We start from the raw sequence: 22,842 nt of genomic DNA, 5'->3' as shown, positions 1-22,842 counted from the left end.
AGCGCATAACCCGCGCTTAAACGCTCTTGGCCGGTGCAAGCAGAGGTTTGGGCAAAGCCTTGGTTGAGGGGCTGGGTGAGAATGAGGACACGCTGATTGGTGTCTCCTGTACTGATCCAGTGGAGGAGCCCCTGGAGGAGTAACCATCTCGCCATATGGCCCACGGGAAATTTAACCTTCAGAGCATTTCTTTCTGTGCCCTCCGCAGAGGATCGCCGTTCCACACGCGTTCATCGGTCTCAAGGATCTGGCTAATCAGGTTGCACACAATTGGTAGCCTCTCATGGCGGCGAAACAAAGCTCCCACCTCTGAAAAAATGGGAGGCCCAGCTATCTCCCTAAAGACCACATTTGGCAGTTGAACAGTTTGAATCAGAACGCTGGGAATGACAGCTATACCAACACCCAGTGCCACCTGTGTCAGCACTGCGACCAGACTTCCGGGAGCCGAACCAATGTATGGATCGAATCTCCCGCGCTTGGCCACTTCACGCAACCCTAACCCTTGTTCAGGTAGCACAAACAACTCGCCAGCAAGCGCACTCGGGCGAATGTCATCAACTGTCTTTGCCAGGATATGGTCCGCTGGCAAAGCAACGCAGAATCGGTCTCGGGCCAAAATACGGCTGGAGATTGCGTCGGGCAAATGCACCGGCATCCGTACAAAGGCCACGTCAATCCGACCGTCCTCGAGAAGTGCCGTGAGCTGCTCGGTAGGGAGTTCCTTGTTGTTCACCATGACGTCTGGCCACTGATTGCGAAAGCGCTGGATCTGGTCCTGGAGTACCCCAAAAAAGGCGGCTGAACCCACGTATCCGATTTCCACTCGGCCAACCTGGCCTCGGCCTGCACGTTGGCCCACGTTAACAGCTCTCTCGAATTGTTCGAGAGTAGCGCGGGCTTCTGTCAGAAACGCTTCCCCAGCTGGCGTCAAAGCGACAGATCGCTTTGTTCTATTAAAAAGCCGAGCTTCTAACAAGCTCTCCACTTCCTGAATCTGCGCAGTGAGAGTTGGGGCAGAAACGCCCAGTTGCTCGGCCGAGCGTGAAAAATGTAAATTTTCCGCCACTGTTACGAAAGAGCGGAGATGGCGAATGTCCATGGCAGCGGAACCTAGTATTCAGTTTTTCTGAATTATAAAGCCATCAAGCTTTGTTGTACTGAATTATTCCCCCTGTTCCAATCATTGGACTCACTACATTAGGAGTTCACCATGTTCCGCCTTCCTCACATCGCGACTGCCTTGGCTCTTTCTGGAGCGCTTGCTCTGCTCTCTCTGCCAGCAGCAGCATCGGATTTGCCTAGCCAGCCAGTTCTGACGCTTGCCGCCGCTCAACAGATCCTCACAGCAGCGCAAACACAAGCGCAAAAGGCTGGTTGGCCGTGCGTGATCGCAGTTGTCGATAGTGCTGGTTTGCCTATTCTCCTCGCTCGAATGGACAACGCCGCTGTCCCAGCGGGTGTAGAACTGGCTCCCGGAAAAGCTCGTACAGCCGCTCTGTTCCGACGTCCTAGCGGCGCGCTAGAAGATGCCGTCAACGGCACCCGACCTGCCGTCATCACCGCCCAAGGCTTTGTGCTGATGCGTGGTGGTTTTCCGATCATCATCAACGGACACACCGTTGGGGCTGTAGGGGTATCTGCGGACACACCACAGCACGATGAAGAGATCGCTCAAGCCGGGCTAGCTGCATTCAAATAAACGGCCGTTTCAAAAAGTGCAGTTACCGCTCCCACTATCAGAAGAGACTGTCATTCCATGAGAAAAGAAGCGGCCATACTGGTTGTCGCGTCGGCGGGCTGTGCCATGACAGTTCTAGATACGAACGTCGTAGGCATTATTTTGCCAACCATTGCCAGGGATCTTCAGGCATCGTTTGCAGAGGTCGAGTGGGTCATAAGCACCTACGTGCTCTGCTTCGCTGCCCTCCTGCTTCCGGCTGGCTCCATCGCTGACCGGTATGGCCGACGACGCGTCTTTCTGTTCGGAATAGCGCTCTTTGCAGTCTCTTCTCTGGCCTGTGGTTTGGCGCCTTCAGCGTCAGGCCTTTATCTGGCGCGAGCGGTACAGGGAGTCGGAGCCGCTTTCCTGCTTGCTCCTGCCCTAGCCATCATCGGACACACTTTTCACGATGAAAAAGCGCGCAGCCACGCATGGGCGATCTGGGGCGGCATCATGGGACTCACAATGGTTGTGTCGCCGCTCATTGGTGGAGTGATCAGTAGTTCACTTGGGTGGCGCTGGGCTTTCTATATCAACATCCCAGTCTGCTTATTGCTGGCGGCAGCGGTCGTGACGCTGGTGGATGAATCTCGTGACCCCATTCCGAGAACATTGGACATCCCGGGAATTGCGCTTTTCGCGCTAGGGATGTTCAGTGCCACATGGGCACTCATAGCCGGTCCCAGTCATGGCTGGTCCAGTATCCCTGTCCTCGTGAGCATGATCGGGGGCCTGCTGTTTTTCGCAGTCTTTGTCTGGGTCGAAAAACGCCGCACCCACCCAATGCTTGATCTCGAATTGTTCACAGCCAGGCCCTTCGTTGGCGCAGTACTCGCGATGCTAGCCTATGCCTCATCTGCTCAAGTCATGGCATCGCTGTTACCGCTCTTTCTACAAAATGGCCGTGGCAACGGAGTACTCCAAGCGGGTATCGCCATGCTTCCATTTGCCATTGCGATGCTGATTTTCCCCCAAGTAGGTAGGCGACTTTCGCCTTACCTTGAGAGCGCGGGCATCCTGGCACTTGGCCTCTTAATCGTTGCACTGGGTAACCTTATTCTGATGTTCGCCGCCATTCAGCAGGGAGAACTATTGCTGATTTCCGGCATGGCTATTTTGGGAACTGGTGGAGGATTGCTGAATGGCGAAACCCAGAAGGCGATCATGGGCACAGTTCCTCGGAGTCGCGCCGGAATGGCATCCGGCATCAGCACCACATCCAGATTTACCGGCATATTGCTGGGTTTCGCCGGGCTGGGAGCGGTACTCGCCAGCGGAGTGAAATTGGCGATCGAAAGCAGGCTGATAGACGCGGGAGTGTCTGCTAAACCCGGATTTTCCGAATACGTGATGGCAGGCGACTTCGAACGTGCTATCGCAATGTATCCCCACGACTTAACCAAAACGCTGAATGGGCTCGCTCAGCAGAGTTACAGCCAGGGATTCGCGGGCGCATTTGTGATTGCCGCTGTGTTCTCGCTACTCGCATCCGGTGCGGTGTATGTGCTGATGCGTAGCAAAAAAGGCCATAGCCAGAGCCCTGCCATCTAGTCACAGCCCTGCAAAACGTGAGTAAAGATATATGTCGATAAATGAACTGAAAATTGCACACCCGATTCAGGCCGATGCGATTATTTTTGACCTTGACGGTACTCTCGTTGACTCTGCGGACGACATGACAGCGCAGCTGAACGCAATTCTGATCGAGCGGAATCTTGAGCCAATTTTGGTCGCAACAACTTCATTATTCCTCGGTGACGGAATGCGGTCATTTGCCAGGCGAGCGTTCTACTTGCGTGGAATAAATGACATGGAAGAAGCGATTGATACCTTCATCTCGCGTTACGAACACACTGACCATCCGATGACAAAACCTTATGAAGGGGTAATTGAAACCCTTAGCGCGTTGCGAGAAGCGGGGTGGCAAATATCTGTCTGTACGAATAAGGACGAATCGATTGCCATCGATATTCTCAAGCAAACCAACCTGTTGAAATTTATGGATGTGGTCTGTGGCGGGGATACCGTGTCCTTTAAGAAGCCTGACCCCAGACACCTGGGTGCATTGGTAGCGCGGGCCGATTACCGAAAGCTCCCCAAGATAATGATCGGAGACAATAGGAACGATTTTGAAGCCGCACGCGGATACGGAATACCGTTTGCTTTTGCCCGTTGGGGCTATGGATCTCTGCCTGACGATTGCAAAGCCCTTAATCTCACAGAATTCAGAGATATTCTCGACATCGTTGGCTTGCCTGGCCACTGAGCGGCAGCTAAGGATCGACTCCCATCCTCGTCGGTCTACCAAATTCCGGGTTCTTAGCAGGTAACAAGGTCAGAGGTTTTCCAATGGTGTTCATGGTGGATTCCTCCTCCTCAGGAGAGGACAAGGGTGGATCAGGTACAGTACTCCGTCATCGATATTCGTCCCAGAATTGCCGCTCACTGATTTGGCTTCAATTGACTCCGTGCGGCACTGCGCGGAAGGGTTCAGTTGAGTGCTCACGTCACCCTGACGTCTCTCGTATCCCCGAGGATCCGCCCCGCATCTTTTGCAGGGGGTAGCCCGAACACCCGAGCATAATCGCGACTGAATTGCGTGGCGCTTTCGTAGCCAACCTCGAAGGCCGCAGCCATGACGCTCTTGGCATTTGCCACCATCAGTGTTCGCGCCTGGAGCAAGCGCACGCGCTTCTGATACTGCAAGGGGCTCAAATTGGTAACAGCCTTGAAATGGCGATGAAATGCCGAGACGCTCATCGATGCTCGTTCTGCCAAGCGTTCTACGCCGATGGGCTTGGCAAAGTCGCGGCGAATCCATTGAATAGCCATGTTAACGCGGGCCATTGCGGTATCAGGCGCTGCGATCTCTCTGAGCATCCACCCATGCGGTCCCTGTAGGACGCGGAAGATGATCTCCCGCTCGTAAACCGGGGCCAAAGCTGCGATGGCATCTGGATCGCCCATCAGTCGGAGCATTCGTATCCAAGCGTCCATCAGCTCGGTCGTAACTGAGGCCACCGAAAAGCCGGGATTATTTTCCATGCGGACGGCAGGTTTGGGCAAGTCGCCGAATAAGGTCGACAGGACTGCCGGATCAAGCGTCAGACTGACTGCCAGATACGGCTCGCCTGATGCGGCGGGATGTACTGAACCCACGGCTGGTAGGTCGATGGACATGACAAAGTAGGTCGCAGGATCATATCTAAGCGTGCGGTTACCCACCGTCATGCTTTTGCTGCCTTGCAGAATCAGATTGATCATAGGGTCATAGACCGCCGCGAGCAGGTGCTCGGGGATCTTGCCCTGAACCATGGCTACGCGCGGGATGCCTGTTTCGGTTCGGCGGTTTTCAGCGCCGGCCGCCAGTGATCTAAGTTCTTTGAGTTGGTTGTCCATGATTAGCATGCTGAAGGTATAACGACTCCTCGTGCAAGCAAAAAGCAGAAACAGGCATGTTTAGAGTAGGAACGGATATGACCCCCTAGGCGCTGATTATTACTCTGGACGCACATTCCAACCACAGAGGAAACAGATATGGGCGTCATCGTGATCACAGGCGGCAGCCGCGGAATCGGTGCCAGTGCCGCCGAGCATATTGCCAAAAAAGGTATGGGCGTCATCCTGACCTATAACGCCAACCCCCAGGCGGCGGCTTCGGTTGTGGAGCACATCAAAGACGCAGGTGGGAAAGCCATAGCGCTAAAGCTCGATGTCTCGGATGTTGGCAGTTTCGAGGCATTTCGCGAATCAGTAGTGGTAGCTCTGCGGGAGACGTGGAATGCCACAACGCTGAGTGGCCTGGTCAACAACGCCGGCTATGGCTTGTTCAACCCGTTGGCCTCCGTCAGCGAGGCGCAGTTCGACGACTTGTTCAAAGTGCATCTTAAAGGCCCGTTTTTTCTCACTCAGGTATTGCTGCCGCTGCTGGCGGAAGGCGCCAGTATCGTCAACCTGACCAGCGCCACTACTCGTGTAGCCACCGCCGGAGTTGCACCGTACGCCGCGTTCAAGGGCGGGCTCGAAGTGCTCACCCGCTATATGGCCAAAGAGTTTGGTGAGCGGTACATACGGGCCAATGCTGTATCACCGGGTGCTATCCGTACTGAGCTGGGCGGCGGGCTGAACGACGAGTTCGAAGCGATGCTGGCGGCGCAAACAGCGCTTGGAAGGGTGGGTGAGCCCGAAGATGTTGCGCGGGTTATTGCCATGCTGCTGTCCGAAGAGGGCACTTGGATCAATGCCCAGACTATTGAAGTCGCCGGCGGCTACAACATCTGAACATACGGGGGGTACACCATGCTTGATCATATTTTTTTGTCGGTAAGCGACATCGCACGCTCTATCAGTTTCTATGAGACTGTACTGAGGCCGCTGGGCATCACCGCGCGTTTGGACTACGACGGCAAGGACGGCCCACCGGGGCATCCAGACCTGAAAGGTTTTGGCAGCAATGGCCGAATGTTTTTCTGGTTGCGTGAAGGTGTATCTGGAGGGCGGGCTGTGCACGTTGGTTTCGTCGCGAACAACAAGGTAGAAGTTGATGCTGCCTACGCCGCGGCCATAGCGCAGGGCGCCATCGATAATGGCGCGCCGGGCGCCCGCTTACACTACGACCCCGATTACTACGCAGCCAATGTCCTGGACCCGGATGGGTACAGCCTGGAACTCGTCTATAAAAAATGGCAACACGTCCAATGAGCGCACTTCTGATCTACGGAGCCACGGGCTACACCGGTCGTATGGCGGTCAAGCGGGCAAAAGCGCTTGATCTGAATTTTGAAATCGCAGGGCGCAGCAAGCAGCAGCTTGCGATCCTTGCAGCGCAGTTGGACGTGCCATATCGAGTGTTCGATGCTGGCGCAGTTCTCGAAACTGATCTGTCTGGCATCTCGGTATTACTAAACTTCGCGGGGCCATTCGCGCAAACAGCAGAGTCATTGATGAACGCCTGCATCAAGTCTGGGGTCGACTATCTGGACATCACCGCCGAGATCAACGTTTACCGGCTAGCTGAGAGACTGGGCGTTCAAGCCGCTGCCAATAAGGTCATGCTTTTGCCAGGCGTTGGTTGGGACGTCGTCCCCACTGATTCGCTGGCGGTGCAGGTTGCTAGGCGCGTTGAAAATCCGCTTGCAATGAGCATCGCACTTCAGGTCCCAGGATCAATGTCCCGTGGGTCGGCCATGAGCGTTAGTGAGATCATCGGTGCAGGCCTACTCGCAAGGGTGGACGGCGAATTGGTTATGGCGCCCGATGCGACGCCACGGGACTTTGACTTTGGTCAGGGGCCGGTCCTTTGCGTGCCGCTTTCTTTCGGTGACCTGGTCACAGGCTGGCATTCGACGGGCATTCCTAATATCGCGATGTATGTGCATATCGCGGGCGATGCGTTTCCAGAAGGTGATCTGTCGCAACTGCCTGACGGACCCACGGCAGAGCAACGGGATGCGCATCGCGCCCGCGCAGTGGTTGAGGTCATAGACGCTGATGGAGTAACCGCAACGTCTGTGATCGAAACCGTGAACGGCTATTCCTATACGCCATTGGCAGCGGTGGAAGCTGCGCGCCGGGTATTGAACGGTGAACGGCGCCCGGGATTTGCGACACCGGCCACGGTCTTCGGAGATGGATTTGCCGAGAGCATTGCCGGGACGGTAATTACCGACTTCTAACGTGGTGTTGGCGATTCAAATGGCCGCTGTACGCTCTGTAGCGGAGGCCGTGCGGACCAAATATCGCAGCATCGCACGCAGACGGCAGGCCAAAAAGCCGTGAGTACGCTCGGTTGAATTACGAGGCGCTTTTATACCCCACCGTATTGGTGACCGGCCGCTTCTGGCCGTTTGCGGCCGTTAACGTTACCGTTGACGAATCCTCGGCTATTTGCGCCCGATTGTGCCAGGAGTCAACCAGCCAGTTCCGCCAATAATGTGCGCAATCTTGCTGACAAACGTCGAAGAAAACGACTGACCAAATAGAACGCAAATGGACGAGCACGCTCGTGATCCAGCCAAGACCTCCTAAATGATGGATGGGTGAAATTGGTGGCTCAGGTGCGACATATCCTCCGGGTTGCGCCCTAACCAGTGGCGCATTATAGTTCGGCCCGTCGTCGACCCAGGTCAGCGACAGGGTTTCGCAGCCCTAAAACTATTACCAGTACCGTCAAACCCGACGCAGTCGATTCACGTCTGCCTCTCGTTTTATGGCGGTTGTGCGTGGGAGGCCTTCGGGTCTGCCGGGTTATGGTAATAGTCCCCCGGTCTGCGAACCCGCGCACAGCTGCCACCCATTTGTTTCGCAGCATAAGGTGGCAATTTTTCTTTTTTAAGGACTATTACCATGACTACTCAACACCCGCCCCGCCGCTTCACCCCCATGTCCCAAACCGCAACCGAATACCCTGTCCTCCTCATCGACAGCGACGCCCCGCTCAGCGAGCTCCACGCTTGCGCCAGCGAACGACTCAACGCCGCCCTCGCCTACCTGCACCTGATGGCCTGTTCCAATGTGTCCGACTATGCCGAGCACGACATCAATACCGTCGCCAATACCGCCAGGATCATGGTGCAGGATGTGGCAGATGTGTTTTCGGTGATTGAGAAGCGGGGGTTTGATGTGCCTGCTGTGGCTTGATGAAAGGTGAGTTGTGAGAAAACCCGCTTCGGCGGGTTTTCTGGTTTTCGGCGGTCGGTTCAAGCCCACCTTTTTTGTGGTAAGCGGGCTTGCTCCGCGTTGGGTTGCGCAGCAGCCCCGAAACCAGTCCCTCAATTTGCCTGGCGTACCGCGTTTATTTTGACTGGGGCTGCTTCGCAACCCAACGCGGGGCAAGCCCGCTCGCCACAATTCGTGTCAGGCAGTTGATGTTTCTCTATGATGTGGCCTTTCGCTTAACGTCCCAGGAAATACCCATGCCCGCCCTCACCTTCCGTAACGCCCTCCCCGCCGATGCCGCGCGCTGCTTTGAAATCGAAATCAGCGCTTACGAAGGCGATGAGGCCGCGACCCTGGAGAAAATCGCTACGCGCATTGCGCAGTACCCCGAAGGTTTTTTGATCCTGGAGGCGGATGGCGAGGTGGTGGGTTTTATCAACTCAGGCTGCGCCCATCAGGTGGTGATGTCGGACGAGGCGTTCAAGGAGTTGGTGGGGCATTCGGCCGAGGCGCCGAATGTGGTGATCATGTCGGTGGTGGTTGACCCGGCGCAGCAGGGCAAGGGCTATTCCAAGCGGTTGATGACCGAGTTTGTGCAGCGCATGCAGGCCATGGACAAGCAGACGATTCACTTGATGTGCAAGGAGCAGCATGTGCCGTTGTACACGCGCATGGGTTACAGCTATGTGCAGCCTTCGCCTTCTGACCATGGCGGGATGGCGTGGCATGAGATGGTGATGGCGCTCTAACCAAGGGAATTTGCGGTGATGACTGCTTTGCGTATTGAAATCAGCGACCAACCCAACCCCGACGCCGAGCGCCTGCTCGGCAACGGTCTCGCCGCGTTCAATGAAGCCATCACCGGAGCCAACGACCGCCAGCCACTGACGGTGCTGGTCAGAGATCCGGACACCCGGCAGATCCTCGGCGGCATCACCGGCAAAACCTCTTTGGGCATGGCCTTTCTCGACCTGTTCCACTTGCCCGATGCCCTGCGCGGCTCGGGCCTGGGCAGCCGATTGCTGCAAGCCTTTGAAGACGAAGCCCGGCGCCGGGGTTGCTTGAGCGCGGTGCTGTACACCCTCAGTTTTCAGGCACCGGCGTTTTACCAGAAGCAAGGGTGGGTGCGGTTTGGCGAGGTACCGTGCATGCCTGCGGGCAGCAGCCGGGTGTTTTTGTCTAAGGCGCTTTGATGGCTTGCCAGTCGAGGCCGGCAAAGTGTTGCGTAAATTCGAGTAGTTCGCGGTCGATGGCTTCGGCATGCCCATGCACCCCGCTATCCGCCAGGCTGTACGCATCATCAAAATACCCGCACGCCTGCAGGGTGCCGGGTAAGTCGTAGCCTGACCGGGCCCATAGACGGTAGATGCCCTCGGCCAGGCGTCGCCCGAAGGCGGGGTCACTAAGAAGTCGGCTGTGCGCAACCGACAGCACATAAGGCAGCATTTCGTCTTCGGCCATGGCCGGCGCGGCGACTTGCAATAGCTGCCACATGACCTCCTCGCGACTCGACCTGGTCATGAGCGCGAGTTCTATCAGCGCATACGGAGGGTGCTGCAGTGTCGCCAATGTCGCATCCGCCCATTGAATCACCGCGGCCACATCGATAACGTCGATGTCCAGGGCGCCCCTGAGGTAGGCGACGGTAACACCCAAGGCTGCTTCAGCCTCGCTCATCACTCACCCGCCGGCGCTCAAGGCTTTACCAAACAACCGGTTCTCGTGGGTTTCCCCCTGGAACGTATAGGTCGGCGAGCCCAGCAGTTCGTAGCCGCGCCGCGGGTAAAAACCCAGTGCCCGTTCATTGCCGACCCATACCGTGGCCCACAACAGTGAAGCCCCGGCCAGCGCCGCGTGTTGCTCGGCCGCTTGCAGCAGTTGATAGCCGATACCCCGGCCGGTGAAGCGCTCCTGGATGTACAGGCGTTGTAGCTCGGCAACGTTGGAGGATGGAAGCATCGCGTGCTCGGCGCGCAGTTTGACTTGAGCAAAACCGACGATGTGGCCGTTGGTTTCTGCCACCACCAGAGCGCTGCCGGGTTCGGTCATCAGCCGCGAGATGGTAGCCGGCGCAAAGGCTTGCAGCGCTTCGGTGGCGATGGCGCTGCGAATGCCTTCGGTCGCGTAGGTGTCGAGAAATACCTGCATGCCCAGCACGCCGATGCATAAAGCATCCTGGGGGCTGGCAGCGCGAATCTGGATGGGCGAAGACGATGTCATATGCGGCTCTAGGGCTGAAAACGGCGTGAGCAGGGTTTTAGCATAAATGGACCTCGGCCGGCGTATTCCATACGCCAATGGGACTTCCAGGCTGACGGCCCTGGCGGTCTGTGTAATGATCGCCCTTCGTTCCTCAAGGGATGGAGCCACCGCCATGTCGCTGAACACCTCTGCTGACCCCGCGCAAGCGCCGCGCTTCTGGCGTGATGAGCGTTTGCCGTTCATCGAAGCGCGGACCATCGCCGACGGGCGCAAGGTCACTTATACCCGTCACGCCCACGAGCATTTTTCCATCGGTGCGATCACCACCGGGCGCAGTTATTACCACTACGGCGCGCAGACGTTTGAGATCAGCGCCGGCACGGTGGTGTTAATGAACCCCGGCGATGTGCATGCGTGCAATCCGATCTACGACCAGCCTTGGTCGTATCACATGATTTACCTCGACACGCCTTGGCTGACCGACCTGCAATACCAGCTGGGTTTCAGTACCGATCAGGGTTATCGGCCATTCAACACGCCCCACACCCGCGATCCGGTGCTGTTCAACGGTTTGATCGAGCTGTACGCAATGCTGTTGGATGAGCACGCCGAACTGCTGCAAAAACAGAGCGCGCTGGTGAGTTTTTTTACTGAGGTGCAACAGCGTTTGAACCCTTCGTTAACGCCGGTGCGGGAGATCAACCACAAGCTGGAGCGCGCCGCCGAGTACATCCGCGCGCACTGCACCGAGGCGTTGAAGCTCGAAGAGATTTGCCTGGCGGCCGAGCTGTCGCCGTCGTATCTGATCCGTGCGTTCAAACAGTATTACGGGCTGACGCCGCATGCCTTTCTGGTCAACCGGCGTATCCAGTTTGCCCGGACGCAATTGCGCAACGGCGCGTTGATCGCTGACGTGGCGCTGGCGGCAGGGTTTGCCGACCAGGCGCATTTTCAGCGCGCGTTCAAACAGCATTTCGCTGCTACGCCGGGGCAGTACCGCGACTTGCTCAAGCCATCAGCAAATAACCCACACTGGCCACCAGCAACGCGGCCATTGAGCGGTTGAACAGGCGTACGCCTTGCGGGTTGCTCAGGTAGCGTCGCAAGAACGTCCCGGCGTATGCCCAGCACGCCACCGACAGGTAGCAGATCACCAGGTAGAGCGCCGCAAACAGCCACACTTGGCCCGCGTCGCCGTCCGCCACAAACAACCCCATCCCTGCCACACAGGCCAGCCAGGCTTTGGGGTTGAGCCATTGCATGATCGCGCCGTAAAGCATCGACGGCGCGGTGGCGGTGCCGTCGGCGTCGAGCCGGCCATCGTCCACCGCCAACTTCCAGGCCATGTACAGCAAAAACGCGACACCGCCCCACTGGATCAACTGGGTCAGGATCGGCCAGCGCACCAGCACTTCATGCAGGCCCAGGCCGATCAGCACCAGCAGCAGCGTGAAGCCGACGGCGGCGCCGAACACGTGTTTCTGGCTGGCGGCAAAGCCGAAGCGCGCGCCGGAGCTGAGCGCGACCACATTGACGGGGCCCGGTGTAATGGAGGTGGCCAGGGCGAAGGCGGCCATGGAGAGGATCAAGCTCATTGCAGTTCCTTTTTGTTATGCCAAGCGAAGATGGCACCACGGTAAACGACCCACTGAACGCGGTATTGAACAAAATGCCCCTGAGCCTTGGATGCATTGATCCATTAACCGCGGTGAAGGGCCCGGGTTTGTGCAATGCCGCACTGTTGGGCTTCCTCGACAGCAAATAGACCCTGTACCCTGTCGGCACGCGCGGAATGCGCGCCCACAATGACCCGCCATCAGGACGCTAATGCCCAACCCCATTCCCCGCCGGCGCGATGCCGCCGTCACCCGCGAAGCCATTGTGTTGTCTGCGCGCAAAGCGTTTGCCCTATCCGGCTACGATGGCACCGGGCTGGGCGACATCGCCGCCGGCGCGCGGGTCACCGTGATGCTCGTCAACCGCTACTTCGCCTCCAAGGAGCAGCTGTTCGCGGAAGTGATCGCCCAGGCGTTGGCCAGCCCGTTCCCCCTGACACAAGGCACCCTGAGCTCGGCAAATTTCGGTCGTACCCTGGCGACCGCGCTGGTCAGCATCACCGAAGCCGGCAGCACGCCGCTGGAAGGTTTCCTGATCATGCTGCAGTCAGCGTCGAGCAAACGCGCCGCCATGATTGGCCGCGAGCACCTGGAAAATGGCCACCAGGCAACCCTGGCCGCCGCGCTCAAGGGCGCGCATCACCAGGAGCGCGCAGCGTTGATGTTGGCGCTGGTGTCAGGCGTTCAGGTGATGCGCCAGATGCTCGAGCTGTCGCCGCTGGCCAAGGCCGACCCGCAGGTGTTGATCGACTTGCTGACGCCCCTGTTCCAGCAACTGGTGGATGGCCAACCCGCCTAGCTCACCTGCGCGACGATGTCGTCGACGCCCAGCGTACCGACATGCTCAGGCTCGGTGCGCACCTCGCCCCCTTGGGCCAACGTGGCGAGCACCGGCATCAGCGCGCGGCCTTTGTCGGTCAGTTGATATTCACTGTGCGCCGCTGTCCACCGACAGCGCGGCCTACCTCACCCGTTGATCAACGAGAAGTGCGCGCCGACGCCGGCGCGTACGCCCTCGCCCACCGCCAGCGCCACGGAGCCGCCCGCCAGGGCGACATCACCACAGGCGAAGACGCCGGCCACCGAGGTCTGGCGCATGTCGTTGATGTGCACATAAGCCCCGGTCGGGCCGTCGACCAACTCGCAGGCCAGGTGCTCGGCTAACGGGCTGATTCGAGTACGCGACTGGGTGAACAGGCCGTCCAGCGCAATGACCCGCCCGTCCGCCAGTTCCACATCGGCGCGTTCGCCGCTGATGCGCGCAACCTGTGCGCGCTCCACCATCACGCCACGTCGATCCAGCTGCGCCTGTTGCTCGGCATCCGGGGTGAATACGCCATTGGTGAACAAGGTGGTGGCGCCCCAATCCGGCAACATCAGCGCGTGATGCATCGCCAATGCCGAGGTGGCCAATACGCCGATGCGGCCTTGATCGAGTTCATAACCGTGGCAGTAAGGGCAATGAAACACGCGTGTGCCCCAGCGTTCCTGCAGGCCTTCGAGGGTGGGTAGCTCGTCGACCACGCCGGTGGCGAGGATCAGGCGTTTGGCCTTGAACTCGCCATTGCACTGGGTGCGCACACTGAAACCGCCCTGCTGCGCGACGGCCGTCAATACGCTGTCCTGCACCCAGGTGACCGTCGGGTACTCCATCAGTTGGCTGCGGCCCTCGGCTGCGATGACATCGGGTGACTGGCCGTCCTGACCGAGAAAACCGTGGGAGGTGGCGGCAAACCGATTGCGCCGCTGACCGGCATCGATCATCAACACCTTGCGCCGCGCCCGCGCTAATTGCAGGCCCGCGGACAGGCCGGCATAGCTGCCGCCCACAATAATGACGTCGTGCACCATGAACGTGACCTCGTGTGTTGAGCACAGGGTTATCCGTGCGCTTTCACGACACACCATAAGTTACGTAAAAATACCGCGTCAAGCGTCTCGCAACTTTTCAGGTTACGAACGATACTTTGCGCCGACTCGACTGGGGATTATTTGATGAGAAACGACACCCGCCTCTCGCGCATGCTGCATGTGCTGATCCATATGGGCCGCCATGAAGAGCGCGCCACCTCGGAAACCATCGCGCAGATGCTCGGCACCAACCCGGTGGTGGTGCGACGCACCTTGGGGTTGCTCAAGGAAAAGGGCTATGTGCGCTCGGAAAAAGGCCATCAGGGCGGTTGGACGCTGGGCAAACCCTTGAGCGACATCACCTTGCTGGATATTCACAACGCGCTGGGCACGCCGTCGATATTCGCCATTGGCCTGTCCACCGACCACCCGCAGTGCCTGGTGGAACAGGCCGTAAACGCGGCCCTGACGGACGCGTTCGACCAGGCGCAGGCGCTATTGATGGCGCGCTTGGGTGATGTAACGCTGGCGCAGTTGGCGGATGATTTTGACCAGCGCTACCGCGTCGCGATGGCGCCCTGAGCGCTTACAAGCCGCGATTGCGCAACCACTGCAAAAAGCCTTTTTTAACCGGCACCACCGGCGCTTCCTGGGTCATGGCCTGCGCTGCGTGCACGCGAAAATCCAGCAGCGCCTTCATCGCTTCGCTGATGTCATGCCGCGCGTCCAGGCAAGGTTTGAGGTATTCCTTCTCGATGCGGTACAGGGTGCAGAAGGTCTTGGCGGAAAAGTCCGCCAGCGTCGCCTGGTCGGACAGAATCCCCGCCTCGCCAATCACTTCGCCCGGCCCCATGCGCCCGGCTTCGAATTTGTGACCGCCCTTGATCAGCATCACCGAGACCACACCGGACTCGACGATAAACAAATGATCGCTGACCTCCCCCGCCGGCAGGATCATCTCGCCAGCGCGATAGGTGTGCAGCGTCATGTTCTGGCTGAAGGTGTCCTTCTCCTCCTGGCGCAGCGTGGAGAAAATCGACGAGCGCTCCAGCAACGCGCGTGCGCCGGACAACGCCGGCGGCGCGCCGCTTTCGGTGGCGGACAGCAACCCCACACCCGCCGCCTGCAGGTGCCTGAAAGCCAAATCGTAAAGCTGGTTGCGCACTTCGCGCTTGAGGGTCATGGCCGGCACAAAGCCGCTGATTTCGTACTCGACGCCGCCACTGGCGGAGGTCTTGAACGCCACGCTTGGCGCGGGGTTGGCCAGCAGCGGCCGGCACCCTTGCATGGCGCGCTCGAGCGCCTCGATCACGATTTGCGGGCGCGCATGCGGGCTGACTTGCAGGCTGACGGCCAGGCCGAACATGTCGGCGGGGCGTGAGAAGTTGATGATCTTGGCCTTGGCCGCCAGGGAATTGGGGATCACCGCCATGCTGCCCTGGGAGGTCTGCAGGCGTGTGGCACGCCAGTCGATATCGGTGACGCGGCCTTCGGTGCCGTCGATGGAGATCCAGTCATCCAGCTGATACGGCTTGGTGGTGTTGAGTACGATCCCGGAAAACACGTCGCTCAAGGTGCTTTGCAACGCCAGGCCGACGATGATCGCCACCGCGCCTGATGTGGCGAGTACGCCCTTGACCGGCAGGTCGAGCACGTAGGCCATGGCGGCGATGATCGCGATCAGGAAAATCACCGCGCCCATCAAATCCTGCAGCAAGCGCCCGCCATGGCCGACCCGTTGCATCATCACCGCACCGAGCAATACCGTCAGGGTCCGTGCGGCGAACAGCCACCAGCCGATCTGCAAGGCAGTAGCCGCCAGGTGCAAGGCGGTGTTGTCGGAATAGGGTGCGAGTTGCATGGGGTTCATGCCGTCGTTGAACAGCACGGCGCTGTACACGGCAAAGATTGCCAACCGCGCCGCCAGCTTCCAGTTGGCGAGGTTGACGGAAATCAGCCGCCACACGGCAATGTCGATAAAGATCAGCGCCACGGCGCACAACATCGGGTGATCAGCGATAAATGAGGGCATCCAGGCGACTCCAGGGCGAATGCTCAGAAGATCGCATGAATCGGGAAGGCAGCAAACAAAATGTATTGGGAAGGGCTTGCTGTGGGAGCGGGCTTGCCCCGCGTTGGGGCGCGAAGCGGCCCTGAAACCTGACGACTCAATTCAGCTGGAAAAAACGCGGTGACTGGTTTTGGGGCGGTTTCGCCACCCAACGCGGGGCAAGCGGGCTTGCCACAGCAAGCCAGCTCCCACAGGGGTTGCGGTGTGCAGTCAGGCGTGCATTTGCCCGAAACGACCGGACTGGTAGTCGGCAAATGCCTGGTGGATTTCCTGCTCGGTGTTCATCACGAACGGGCCATGGCCGACGATGGGTTCATCAATCGGTTCACCGCTGAGCAGCAACACCTTGGCGTCATCATTGGACTCCAGGGTGAGTTGATCACCGTCGCGCTCGAACAACGCCAGTTGCCCTTGGCGTGCCACTTCCTCGCCATTGACCAGCACGGTGCCACGCAGGATCACCAGCGCAGTATTGCGCCCGGCGTGCAGGTCCAGCGTGACCGCTTTACCGGCGTTGAGCCGCAAGTCCCACACGTCTATCGGCGTGAACGTACGCGCCGGCCCTTGAGTACCGGAAAATTCACCGGCGATCAGGCGCAATTGCCCGGCGTCGTTGGCCAACGGCAGCACCGGAATGTCGCCGTCAACGATGGTCTGGTAACCGGCGTCGGCCATTTTGTCCTTGGCCGGCAAGTTGACCCACAGCTGCACCATTTCCAGCGCCCCGCCGCTGCGGGCAAAGGCTTCGGAATGGAATTCTTCGTGAATGATGCCTCGCGCGGCAGTCATCCACTGCACATCGCCGGGACCGATCGTGCCGCCGGCGCCGGTGGAATCACGGTGCTCGACTTCGCCGTCGTACACGATGGTCACGGTTTCAAAGCCGCGATGCGGGTGTTGGCCTACACCGCGTCGTTGTTCGGTGGGGCTGAAATCAGCGGGGCCGGCGTGGTCCAGCAACAGGAATGGGCTGATGTGCTTGCCCATCGCGTCGTAGGAAAACAGCGTGCGCACCGGGAAGCCGTCACCGACCCAATGGGCGCGGGGACTGGTGTAGATGCCGATGATTTTTTTCATGGTGTACCTCCAAAGTGCCTACACCATAAGTCCCTCGGCCTCTGAACACTAGCCGGCAAAAGCAGCCCTGATCGTTCTATGTATAGGACAGTCCCTTGACCGGACGTTGGCGCAGCAGGTGAAACGCGACAAACGCCAACACCGCAAAGCTGGCCTCAATGACGATCATTGGCGTGGCGCTGCCATCGCGCAAATGACTCAGCAACAGGCCGCTGCAGGTCGCGCCAAACATCTGCGAAAACCCCATCAGTCCAGCGGCCAAGCCCGCACGGTGCGCGTTGGGCATTACCGCGCCCGTGACCGAGCCGGGGAGCACCAGGCCACCGCCCAGGGTCACCAATGCCACCGGAATATCCAGGCCCAACACCGACAGGCCGAACAGCTCGTAAATCAGCAACGCCGATAGGCCGCCGATGGCCACCAGTGTCACGCCCATCGCCACAATCCGCTGCGGCCCCAGGCGCATGATGTTGCGCCGGGTGTAGGTGGAACCGACGATCAGCATCGACACAATCACGCCAAAATTGATGCCGTATTCAAGGCTGCTGAAACCCAGCAGGTTGATAAACACTGCCGACGAACCCGCAATCACCGAGAACATCGCACCATAGGTGCACGCCAATGCCACGGCGTACGCCCGGTATTGACGGCCCTTGAGCAAATCCAGGTATTGCCCGCCGAGGGTACGCCAATGGCCGGCCGTGGGATCAAGGCAGTGGTTGCTCTCGCGAAAGAACAGCACAGCCAACACCAGCACCACACTGCCGATGATCAGGGCCAAAACAATTGGCGCGTGCCAGCCCAGCAGCTTGATCAGCAGCCCGCCGATCATCGGCGCGACAACAATGGCGTAGAGCATGCCGATCATGGTCAGCGCCAGGGCCGGCCCCGCTTCGGCTTGCCATACATCACGCACCACGGTGCGCGCCAACACCAACGCGGCGCAGGCGCCGAGGCCTTGCAACACGCGGGCGGCAATGAATTGACCGATGTCGTTGACCAGCAGCATCGCCAAGGTCGCCAGCACATACAGCGCCAGGCCGCCGATCAGCACCGGACGACGGCCGATCCGGTCCGACAACGGCCCGAACAGCAATTGCCCGAGGCCGAATGCAGCTACAAACGCCGACAACGCCATCAGCGCCGAACCGGCTGGCGCCGCCAGCGCCTGCTCGATGGCGCCAAGGCCTGGGATGATCAATTGAGTCGACACTTCACCCAGCGCCGTAAGGGCCACCAGTAAAAACAACAAGCTTCGCGAGGGCGCCGGGGCGTTTGCCATGGGGAGTATCCGGGGGCTGGATTAATTTATATTTCGACCATAATATGCGTAAAAAATTATGTCCATAATTTTTTATTCACTGGTTATCCCGGAGCCCGTCATGACCCCTCTTCCCCTGCGTCTTCTCACGCCCCTGGCCCTGTTGATCCTCCTCGGTGGCTGCAACAGCAAGGCCGACACCGCCGCCGAAGTACCGCCGCCCCGCCCCGTGCTAGCGGCCAAAGTCGAAGCCGCCGGCACCCAGCAAAGCGCCTACACCGGCGTGGTGGCTGCGCGCACAGAAAGCGACCTGGGCTTCAGGGTTAGTGGCAAGGTCATAGACCGCAAGGTCGACCCCGGCCAGCACGTCTCCCGTGGCGACACCTTGCTGGTGCTGGACATCGGCGACTTCGAGCTGGCCCTGCGCTCGGCCAAGAACCGCGTGAACGCGGCCCAGGCGCAAGTGCGCCAGCGCCGCGATGATGAAAACCGCTACCAGCGCCTGGCCAGCACCGGCGCCGTGTCGCGGCAGATTTTCGACCAGTCGGCGACCAACCTGCGCGTCGCCGAAGCCGAGCTGGCTTCGGCGCAATCGGACGCCAGCCAGATCGAGAACCGCCGCACCTACTCGGTGCTCAAGGCTGACGGCGACGGCATCATCACCGACGTGCGCGTGGACCGCGGCCAAGTCGTCGCCGAAGGGCAAATCGTCGCGCGCCTGGCCCATGACGGCGCTCGCGAAGCCATCGTCAACCTGCCGGAAAACCAACGCGACCACGCCTCACAAAAAGCCTTGGCGTTCCCCTTCGGCGCGCCGGACCAGGCCGTGACTGCCACCCTGCGCGAGCTATCCGCCAGCGCCGACCCGACCACCCGCACCTACCGCGCGCGCTACGTATTGCACGGCGCCGTTGACCGTTTCGCCCTTGGCTCGACCATCACCGTACGCCTGCAAGGCGATGGCCAGGCCCAGCAAACCCGCGTGCCCATCGGCGCATTGCAGGACGCCGGGCAAGGCACCGGCGTGTGGCTGATTGGTGCTGATGACACCGTCAGCTTCGCCCCCGTCAAGGTCGCCAGTCTCGGCCAGGAAGACGCCCTGCTCGACAGCGGCCTCACACCCGGCCAGACCATCGTCGCCCTCGGCGCGCACTTGCTGCACAGCGGTGACGCGGTGCGCCTGCTGCCCGCGCAAGCATTGGCCCTCAATCGCAAACAGGACCACTGAGCATGCGCGGCATCAACCTCTCCGAACTGGCGGTGAAACACCGCGCAGTCACGCTGTTTCTGATCATCGCGATCCTCGCCGCCGGCGTCTTCTCGTTCGGCCAACTGGGGCGCGCCGAAGATCCTTCATTTACCGTCAAGGTCATGACCATCACCGCCGCCTGGGCCGGCGCAACCGCACAGGAAATGCAGGAGCAAGTCGCCGACCGCCTGGAAAAGCGTCTGCAGGAACTGGACTACTACGACCGCGTCGAGACCATCGCCCAACCGGGTTTTGTGTCGATGCGCATGACCTACAAAGAGTCCACGCGCCCCAGTGAAATCCAGGACCTGTTCTACCAGACCCGTAAAAAACTCAGTGATGAAGCGGCGAAACTGCCCAAAGGCGTGATCGGGCCGTTCTTCAACGATGAATACTCCGACGTGTATTTCGCCCTTTACGCACTGGAAGCCGAGCACTTGCCACATCGCCAGCAAGTGCAAATGGCCGAAGAACTGCGCCAGGGCTTGCTCAACCTGCCGGGCGTGAAAAAGGTCAACATCCTCGGCGAGCAGGCCCAGCGGATCTTTGTCGAGTTTTCCTACGAGCGCCTGGCTACCCTGGGCATCAAGCCCGATCAGATCTTCGCCGCCCTCGCCGCGCAGAACGCCGTAGCGCCATCGGGCTTCGTCGAAACCGCCGGCGCCCGCGCCTATATCCGTATCGACGGCGCCTTCGACAGCCTCGCGCTCATCGAAAATGTGCCGCTGGAAGTCAACGGCCGCGTGCTGCGCATTGCCGATGTGGCCACCGTGAGCCGTGGCTATGAAGACCCGCCCAGCTACCGGATTCGCCATCAGGGCGACCCGGCGCTGATGCTCGGCGTGATCATGGAAAAGCACTGGAACGGCCTGGAGCTGGACAAAAGCCTCAAGGCCCAGGAAGCCAACATTCAGGCCGATCTGCCGCTGGGCGTGAACTTCGCCAAGGTCTCCGACCAGGCAAAAAACATCAGCCTGGCCGTGAATGAATTCATGCTCAAATTCTTCGTCGCCCTGGCCGTGGTGATGGTCATCAGCCTGCTGGCGCTGGGCTTTCGCGTGGGCCTGGTGGTGGCCGCCGCGGTGCCGCTGACCTTGTCCGTGGTATTTGTGATCATGCTGCTGACCGGGCGTGAATTCGACCGTATTACCCTGGGCGCGCTGATTATTTCCCTGGGTTTGCTGGTGGACGACGCGATTATCGCCATCGAGATGATGGTGGTGAAACTGGAAGAAGGCTTCGACCGGATTCACGCCGCCACCTTTGCCTGGAGCTCCACCGCCGCGCCGATGCTGACCGGCACGCTGGTGACGATCATCGGCTTTCTGCCGGTGGGTTTTGCGCGCTCGGGCGCCGGGGAATATGCCGGCAATATCTTCTGGATCGTCGGCTTTGCGCTGATTTCATCCTGGCTGGTGGCGGTGGTGTTCACACCGTACCTGGGCGTGAAATTGCTGCCGCAGATCAAACCGGTGCCGGGCGGCCACGACGCCATTTACGCCGGCCGTTACTACCAGAAGTTGCGTGGTGTCGTCCAAGCCTGTGTGCGCAGGCGCTGGTGGGTAACTGTCTTGGTGGTGGCGGCCTTTGTGCTGTGCGGTTTAGGGATGGGCGTGGTGAAGAAGCAGTTCTTCCCCAATTCCGACCGTTCCGAACTGATCCTTGAGGTGTACATGCCGCCCGGCAGCGCGTTCAAAAACACCGAGGCGGTAGCGGCGCAGCTGGAGAAAGCCCTGCTGCAAGAGCCACAGACCAGCCTGGTCGACACCTATGTGGGCGGCGGCGCGCCACGCTTTTTCCTGTCGCTGAACCCCGAGTTGCCCGACCCGGCGTTTGCCAAGCTGATTGTGCAAACCCCGGACTCGCATGCCCGTGATGCGCTGAAGCTGCGCATGCGTGAGCGCATAGCCGCCGGTGAATTCCCGGCTGCGCGCGTGCGTGTCACGCAATTGCTGTTCGGCCCGCCCGTGCCGTTTCCCGTGGTGTTTCGTGTGTCCGGGCCAAATGTGGATGTGCTGCGCGGCGTGTCCGAAGATGTGCGTCGCATTGTCGCCGCCAACACGCTGACCAAGGACGCCTTTCTCGATTGGGGCGAGCGCACCAGCGGCTATCGCCTGGTGCTGGATCAGGACCGCCTGCGCCTGCTGGGTTTCACGCCTAACGAGGTCAAATCGCAGCTCAATGCCTTGCTCAGCGGCAACTCGATCACTGAAGTGCGCGAAGGCAATCGCACCGTCTCCGTGGTCGCTCGCGCTCAGGGCAACCAGCGCGAAGACCTCGGCAATCTCAACAATATGACCCTGACCAACAGCGCTGGCACCTCGGTGCCGCTGGCCCAGGTCGGGCATTTTCAGGCGGTCATGGAAGAGCCGATCCTCAAGCGCCGCAACCGCGCGAGCACCGTGGAAGTGCGCGCCGACATCATCGACGGCGTACAACCGCCCGACGTGGAAATGGCCGTGTACAAAGACCTGCAACCGCTGATCGCAAAGCTGCCGGCCGGTTACCAGATCGACATCGGCGGCCCGATGGAAGAAAGCGCCAAGGCCAACGTCGCGCTGGCGGCACTGTTCCCGATCATGATCCTGCTGACCCTCACCGTGATCATGTTCCAGGTGCGCTCGTTCGGCGTAATGTTCATGGTCTTCGCCACCGCGCCCCTGGGCCTGATCGGCGCGGTGCCGACCTTATTGCTGTTCAACCAGCCGTTCGGGTTTAACGCGATTCTGGGCTTGATCGGGATTGGCGGCATCCTGATGCGCAACACGCTGATCTTTACCGACCAGATCCGCCAGAATCAGGAGCACGGCATGGCGATTCGCGAAGCGATTATCGAAGCCACCGTGCGCCGCGCAAGACCGGTGATTTTGACGGCACTGGCGGCGGCCCTGGCATTTATCCCGCTGACGCTGTCGGTGTTCTGGTCGTCCCTGGCTTATGTGCTGATTGGCGGGGTGTTGGTGGGCACGGTGTTGACGCTGTTGTTCCTGCCGGCGCTGTGCAGTCTGGTGCTTGGGCGAGAGAGGACAAGGACTACCGAAACCTCCCACGCAACACCCGGATAAGCTCTACGGATACCACCTGAAAACCTCGGCAAAGTCCTTCGCCTGATCACACAGTGCGAGGGATTGCAGA

The 22,842-nt window shown here is 59.7% G+C and carries 23 protein-coding genes and 2 pseudogenes; 15 read left to right on the top strand and 10 right to left on the bottom strand.

All coding sequences use genetic code 11. The features are described 5' to 3' along the window. Positions 1–26 precede the first annotated feature (26 nt). Positions 27–119, top strand: a pseudogene (locus ACP7B3_RS22735) (SDR family NAD(P)-dependent oxidoreductase); the annotation flags it as partial. Between the two features lie 59 nt (positions 120–178). Here ACP7B3_RS22735 and ACP7B3_RS22730 read toward each other — a convergent pair. After that, positions 179–1,102 carry a LysR family transcriptional regulator gene (locus ACP7B3_RS22730; protein ID WP_426180937.1) on the bottom strand — a complete coding sequence of 308 codons (924 nt, stop codon included), beginning with the start codon at positions 1,100–1,102 and terminating at the stop codon, positions 179–181. Positions 1,103–1,213: 111 nt separating this feature from the next. Between ACP7B3_RS22730 and ACP7B3_RS22725 the strand changes: the two genes are divergently transcribed. From ACP7B3_RS22725 to ACP7B3_RS22715, 3 genes are read left to right on the top strand one after another with little or no spacing between them, the layout of a single operon-like run. Then, positions 1,214–1,702 carry a GlcG/HbpS family heme-binding protein gene (locus tag ACP7B3_RS22725; RefSeq protein WP_242197774.1) on the top strand — a complete coding sequence of 163 codons (489 nt, stop codon included), beginning with the start codon at positions 1,214–1,216 and terminating at the stop codon, positions 1,700–1,702. 57 nt (positions 1,703–1,759) lie between these two features. After that, positions 1,760–3,274 carry an MFS transporter gene (locus tag ACP7B3_RS22720; protein WP_426180936.1) on the top strand — a complete coding sequence of 505 codons (1,515 nt, stop codon included), beginning with the start codon at positions 1,760–1,762 and terminating at the stop codon, positions 3,272–3,274. Between the two features lie 31 nt (positions 3,275–3,305). After that, entirely contained in the window at positions 3,306–3,989 is a 684-nt protein-coding gene (locus ACP7B3_RS22715) for an HAD family hydrolase (RefSeq protein WP_242197780.1), read from the top strand. A 236-nt stretch (positions 3,990–4,225) separates the two neighbouring features. Here the strand turns inward: ACP7B3_RS22715 and ACP7B3_RS22710 are convergent, their stop codons facing one another. After that, complete coding sequence (locus tag ACP7B3_RS22710) at positions 4,226–5,122, bottom strand: AraC family transcriptional regulator (RefSeq protein ID WP_242197783.1); 897 nt, start codon at positions 5,120–5,122, stop codon at positions 4,226–4,228. A gap of 138 nt (positions 5,123–5,260) precedes the next feature. On the opposite strand from ACP7B3_RS22710, the gene ACP7B3_RS22705 reads away from it, so the two are divergent. From ACP7B3_RS22705 to ACP7B3_RS22680, 6 genes are all read left to right on the top strand, one after another. Continuing rightward, a complete protein-coding gene (locus tag ACP7B3_RS22705; protein WP_043205680.1) occupies positions 5,261–6,004 on the top strand; it encodes an SDR family NAD(P)-dependent oxidoreductase in 744 nt (247 codons plus the stop codon). An 18-nt stretch (positions 6,005–6,022) separates the two neighbouring features. Further along, complete coding sequence (locus tag ACP7B3_RS22700; RefSeq protein ID WP_426180934.1) at positions 6,023–6,424, top strand: VOC family protein; 402 nt, start codon at positions 6,023–6,025, stop codon at positions 6,422–6,424. Continuing rightward, entirely contained in the window at positions 6,421–7,398 is a 978-nt protein-coding gene (locus ACP7B3_RS22695; protein ID WP_426180932.1) for a saccharopine dehydrogenase family protein, read from the top strand. Before ACP7B3_RS22700 ends, ACP7B3_RS22695 begins: the two co-directional genes overlap by 4 nt. Before the next feature lie 670 nt (positions 7,399–8,068). After that, positions 8,069–8,362 (top strand): fructose-bisphosphate aldolase, encoded by a 294-nt coding sequence (locus ACP7B3_RS22690; protein WP_200625150.1) that lies wholly within the window; start codon positions 8,069–8,071, stop codon positions 8,360–8,362. A 275-nt stretch (positions 8,363–8,637) separates the two neighbouring features. Continuing rightward, a complete protein-coding gene (locus ACP7B3_RS22685) occupies positions 8,638–9,129 on the top strand; it encodes a GNAT family N-acetyltransferase (protein WP_426180930.1) in 492 nt (163 codons plus the stop codon). An 18-nt stretch (positions 9,130–9,147) separates the two neighbouring features. After that, complete coding sequence (locus ACP7B3_RS22680) at positions 9,148–9,573, top strand: GNAT family N-acetyltransferase (protein ID WP_426180928.1); 426 nt, start codon at positions 9,148–9,150, stop codon at positions 9,571–9,573. On the opposite strand, the gene ACP7B3_RS22675 is transcribed toward ACP7B3_RS22680, so the two are convergent. Together ACP7B3_RS22675 and ACP7B3_RS22670 are read right to left on the bottom strand one after the other, a co-directional pair. After that, positions 9,560–10,057, bottom strand: a complete 498-nt coding sequence (locus ACP7B3_RS22675; RefSeq protein WP_426180926.1) for a hypothetical protein — start codon at positions 10,055–10,057, stop codon at positions 9,560–9,562. The genes ACP7B3_RS22680 and ACP7B3_RS22675 overlap by 14 nt on opposite strands. Positions 10,058–10,060: 3 nt before the next feature. Next, entirely contained in the window at positions 10,061–10,600 is a 540-nt protein-coding gene (locus ACP7B3_RS22670) for a GNAT family N-acetyltransferase (protein ID WP_426180924.1), read from the bottom strand. Between the two features lie 154 nt (positions 10,601–10,754). On the opposite strand from ACP7B3_RS22670, the gene ACP7B3_RS22665 reads away from it, so the two are divergent. Continuing rightward, positions 10,755–11,648: an AraC family transcriptional regulator gene (locus tag ACP7B3_RS22665; protein WP_145165801.1), complete on the top strand. Its 894-nt coding sequence runs from the start codon at positions 10,755–10,757 to the stop codon at positions 11,646–11,648. Here ACP7B3_RS22665 and ACP7B3_RS22660 read toward each other — a convergent pair. Continuing rightward, positions 11,590–12,177 carry a LysE family translocator gene (locus ACP7B3_RS22660; RefSeq protein ID WP_145165802.1) on the bottom strand — a complete coding sequence of 196 codons (588 nt, stop codon included), beginning with the start codon at positions 12,175–12,177 and terminating at the stop codon, positions 11,590–11,592. The genes ACP7B3_RS22665 and ACP7B3_RS22660 overlap by 59 nt on opposite strands. 232 nt (positions 12,178–12,409) lie before the next feature. On the opposite strand from ACP7B3_RS22660, the gene ACP7B3_RS22655 reads away from it, so the two are divergent. Further along, entirely contained in the window at positions 12,410–12,997 is a 588-nt protein-coding gene (locus ACP7B3_RS22655; protein ID WP_426180921.1) for a TetR/AcrR family transcriptional regulator, read from the top strand. Here the strand turns inward: ACP7B3_RS22655 and ACP7B3_RS22650 are convergent. Continuing rightward, positions 12,994–13,131 (bottom strand): annotated as a pseudogene (locus ACP7B3_RS22650) (winged helix-turn-helix transcriptional regulator); the annotation flags it as partial. The gene ACP7B3_RS22655 and the pseudogene ACP7B3_RS22650 sit on opposite strands and share 4 nt — an antisense overlap. Before the next feature lie 33 nt (positions 13,132–13,164). Next, positions 13,165–14,049 carry an NAD(P)/FAD-dependent oxidoreductase gene (locus ACP7B3_RS22645; protein WP_426180919.1) on the bottom strand — a complete coding sequence of 295 codons (885 nt, stop codon included), beginning with the start codon at positions 14,047–14,049 and terminating at the stop codon, positions 13,165–13,167. A 144-nt stretch (positions 14,050–14,193) separates the two neighbouring features. On the opposite strand from ACP7B3_RS22645, the gene ACP7B3_RS22640 reads away from it, so the two are divergent. Continuing rightward, a complete protein-coding gene (locus ACP7B3_RS22640) occupies positions 14,194–14,631 on the top strand; it encodes an Rrf2 family transcriptional regulator (protein WP_119735419.1) in 438 nt (145 codons plus the stop codon). A gap of 4 nt (positions 14,632–14,635) precedes the next feature. On the opposite strand, the gene ACP7B3_RS22635 is transcribed toward ACP7B3_RS22640, so the two are convergent. The 3 genes from ACP7B3_RS22635 to ACP7B3_RS22625 form a co-directional block, all read right to left on the bottom strand. After that, complete coding sequence (locus ACP7B3_RS22635) at positions 14,636–16,081, bottom strand: mechanosensitive ion channel family protein (RefSeq protein WP_145165805.1); 1,446 nt, start codon at positions 16,079–16,081, stop codon at positions 14,636–14,638. Between the two features lie 249 nt (positions 16,082–16,330). Beyond that, positions 16,331–17,197, bottom strand: a complete 867-nt coding sequence (locus ACP7B3_RS22630; protein WP_369303363.1) for a pirin family protein — start codon at positions 17,195–17,197, stop codon at positions 16,331–16,333. 76 nt (positions 17,198–17,273) lie between these two features. Further along, the gene (locus ACP7B3_RS22625; protein WP_426180916.1) at positions 17,274–18,479 is read right to left on the bottom strand and encodes a multidrug effflux MFS transporter; all 1,206 of its coding nucleotides are present in this window, start codon (positions 18,477–18,479) and stop codon (positions 17,274–17,276) included. A 100-nt stretch (positions 18,480–18,579) separates the two neighbouring features. Here ACP7B3_RS22625 and ACP7B3_RS22620 point away from each other — a divergent pair, with 100 nt between their 5' ends. Then, the gene (locus tag ACP7B3_RS22620; protein ID WP_145165808.1) at positions 18,580–19,686 is read left to right on the top strand and encodes an efflux RND transporter periplasmic adaptor subunit; all 1,107 of its coding nucleotides are present in this window, start codon (positions 18,580–18,582) and stop codon (positions 19,684–19,686) included. 2 nt (positions 19,687–19,688) lie between these two features. Beyond that, positions 19,689–22,772, top strand: a complete 3,084-nt coding sequence (locus ACP7B3_RS22615) for an efflux RND transporter permease subunit (protein WP_426180914.1) — start codon at positions 19,689–19,691, stop codon at positions 22,770–22,772. Positions 22,773–22,842 lie beyond the last annotated feature (70 nt).

Source organism: Pseudomonas sp. TWRC1-2, assembly GCF_049896685.1.
In the GTDB taxonomy this organism is placed as follows: Bacteria; Pseudomonadota; Gammaproteobacteria; order Pseudomonadales; family Pseudomonadaceae; genus Aquipseudomonas.
Note: the sequence above shows the minus strand (reverse complement) of the source record. Positions and strands in the feature narration are given on the sequence as shown.

Coding starts and splice junctions, on each gene's coding strand:
- ACP7B3_RS22615 (WP_426180914.1), top strand. CDS start 19,689: ATGCGCGGCATCAACCTCTCCGAACTGGCGGTGAAACACCGCGCAGTC.
- ACP7B3_RS22625 (WP_426180916.1), bottom strand. CDS start 18,479: ATGGCAAACGCCCCGGCGCCCTCGCGAAGCTTGTTGTTTTTACTGGTG.
- ACP7B3_RS22655 (WP_426180921.1), top strand. CDS start 12,410: ATGCCCAACCCCATTCCCCGCCGGCGCGATGCCGCCGTCACCCGCGAA.
- ACP7B3_RS22705 (WP_043205680.1), top strand. CDS start 5,261: ATGGGCGTCATCGTGATCACAGGCGGCAGCCGCGGAATCGGTGCCAGT.
- ACP7B3_RS22635 (WP_145165805.1), bottom strand. CDS start 16,081: ATGCCCTCATTTATCGCTGATCACCCGATGTTGTGCGCCGTGGCGCTG.
- ACP7B3_RS22630 (WP_369303363.1), bottom strand. CDS start 17,197: ATGAAAAAAATCATCGGCATCTACACCAGTCCCCGCGCCCATTGGGTC.
- ACP7B3_RS22670 (WP_426180924.1), bottom strand. CDS start 10,600: ATGACATCGTCTTCGCCCATCCAGATTCGCGCTGCCAGCCCCCAGGAT.
- ACP7B3_RS22660 (WP_145165802.1), bottom strand. CDS start 12,177: ATGAGCTTGATCCTCTCCATGGCCGCCTTCGCCCTGGCCACCTCCATT.
- ACP7B3_RS22680 (WP_426180928.1), top strand. CDS start 9,148: ATGACTGCTTTGCGTATTGAAATCAGCGACCAACCCAACCCCGACGCC.
- ACP7B3_RS22665 (WP_145165801.1), top strand. CDS start 10,755: ATGTCGCTGAACACCTCTGCTGACCCCGCGCAAGCGCCGCGCTTCTGG.
- ACP7B3_RS22720 (WP_426180936.1), top strand. CDS start 1,760: ATGAGAAAAGAAGCGGCCATACTGGTTGTCGCGTCGGCGGGCTGTGCC.
- ACP7B3_RS22685 (WP_426180930.1), top strand. CDS start 8,638: ATGCCCGCCCTCACCTTCCGTAACGCCCTCCCCGCCGATGCCGCGCGC.
- ACP7B3_RS22620 (WP_145165808.1), top strand. CDS start 18,580: ATGACCCCTCTTCCCCTGCGTCTTCTCACGCCCCTGGCCCTGTTGATC.
- ACP7B3_RS22700 (WP_426180934.1), top strand. CDS start 6,023: ATGCTTGATCATATTTTTTTGTCGGTAAGCGACATCGCACGCTCTATC.
- ACP7B3_RS22675 (WP_426180926.1), bottom strand. CDS start 10,057: ATGAGCGAGGCTGAAGCAGCCTTGGGTGTTACCGTCGCCTACCTCAGG.
- ACP7B3_RS22645 (WP_426180919.1), bottom strand. CDS start 14,049: ATGGTGCACGACGTCATTATTGTGGGCGGCAGCTATGCCGGCCTGTCC.
- ACP7B3_RS22690 (WP_200625150.1), top strand. CDS start 8,069: ATGACTACTCAACACCCGCCCCGCCGCTTCACCCCCATGTCCCAAACC.
- ACP7B3_RS22730 (WP_426180937.1), bottom strand. CDS start 1,102: ATGGACATTCGCCATCTCCGCTCTTTCGTAACAGTGGCGGAAAATTTA.
- ACP7B3_RS22725 (WP_242197774.1), top strand. CDS start 1,214: ATGTTCCGCCTTCCTCACATCGCGACTGCCTTGGCTCTTTCTGGAGCG.
- ACP7B3_RS22710 (WP_242197783.1), bottom strand. CDS start 5,122: ATGGACAACCAACTCAAAGAACTTAGATCACTGGCGGCCGGCGCTGAA.
- ACP7B3_RS22715 (WP_242197780.1), top strand. CDS start 3,306: ATGTCGATAAATGAACTGAAAATTGCACACCCGATTCAGGCCGATGCG.
- ACP7B3_RS22640 (WP_119735419.1), top strand. CDS start 14,194: ATGAGAAACGACACCCGCCTCTCGCGCATGCTGCATGTGCTGATCCAT.
- ACP7B3_RS22695 (WP_426180932.1), top strand. CDS start 6,421: ATGAGCGCACTTCTGATCTACGGAGCCACGGGCTACACCGGTCGTATG.